Annotated in this window: 1 protein-coding gene; it reads right to left on the reverse strand. The window is 64.9% G+C overall.

The genetic code is table 11. From position 1 onward, the window contains the following. Positions 1–1,174 (reverse strand): elongation factor Tu (tuf, locus tag ICN82_RS21185; protein WP_193187339.1); only part of this gene is annotated, 1,174 nt, incomplete at both ends.

Raw genomic sequence — 1,174 nt, forward strand, 5'->3', positions numbered from 1 at the left:
ACTCGATGATCTTGGAGACGACGCCTGCGCCGACGGTGCGGCCGCCTTCGCGGATGGCGAAGCGCAGCTTTTCTTCCATGGCGATCGGGGCGATCAGCTCGACCTCGAATTTCAGGTTGTCACCGGGCATGACCATCTCGGTGCCCTCGGGCAGCGTCACGGTGCCGGTCACGTCCGTCGTGCGGAAGTAGAACTGCGGGCGGTAGTTCGCGAAGAACGGGGTGTGGCGCCCGCCCTCTTCCTTGGTCAGGATGTAGGCTTCTGCCTCGAACTTCTTGTGCGGCTTCACGGAGCCGGGCTTGCACAGCACCTGGCCGCGCTCGACGCCTTCACGGTCGACACCGCGCAGCAGCGCGCCGATATTGTCGCCCGCCTCGCCGCGGTCCAGCAGCTTGCGGAACATTTCCACGCCGGTGCAGGTCGTCTTCTTGGTGTCGCGGATGCCGACGATCTCGATCTCGTCGCCGACATTGATCACGCCACGCTCGACGCGGCCGGTCACGACGGTGCCGCGGCCGGAGATCGAGAACACGTCCTCGATCGGCATCAGGAAGGGCTGGTCGATCGGACGGTCCGGGGTCGGGATGTATTCATCCACGGCCGCCATCAGTTCCTTGATCTTGTCCGCGCCGATCGCGTCGTCGCGGCCTTCCATCGCCGCCAGGGCCGAACCCGCGATGATCGGGATGTCGTCGCCGGGGAAGTCGTAGGAGGACAGAAGCTCGCGCACTTCCATCTCGACGAGCTCCAGCAGCTCCTCGTCATCCACCTGGTCGACCTTGTTCATGAACACCACCAGGGCCGGAACGCCGACCTGGCGCGCCAGCAGGATGTGCTCGCGCGTCTGCGGCATCGGGCCGTCGGCCGCGTTCACCACCAGGATCGCGCCGTCCATCTGCGCCGCGCCGGTGATCATGTTCTTGACGTAGTCGGCGTGGCCGGGGCAGTCGACATGGGCGTAGTGGCGCGCGTCGGTCTCGTATTCCACATGCGCCGTGGAGATGGTGATGCCGCGGGCCTTCTCTTCCGGTGCGCCGTCGATCTGGTCGTAGGCCTTGAAGTCACCGAAATACTTCGTGATCGCCGCGGTCAGCGTCGTCTTGCCGTGGTCAACGTGGCCGATCGTGCCGATGTTCACGTGCGGCTTGTTACGCTCAAACTTTGCCTTTGCCAT

The sequence above is a fragment of the Mangrovicoccus algicola genome (assembly GCF_014903745.1).
GTDB classification, from domain to species: domain Bacteria; phylum Pseudomonadota; class Alphaproteobacteria; order Rhodobacterales; family Rhodobacteraceae; genus Mangrovicoccus; species Mangrovicoccus algicola.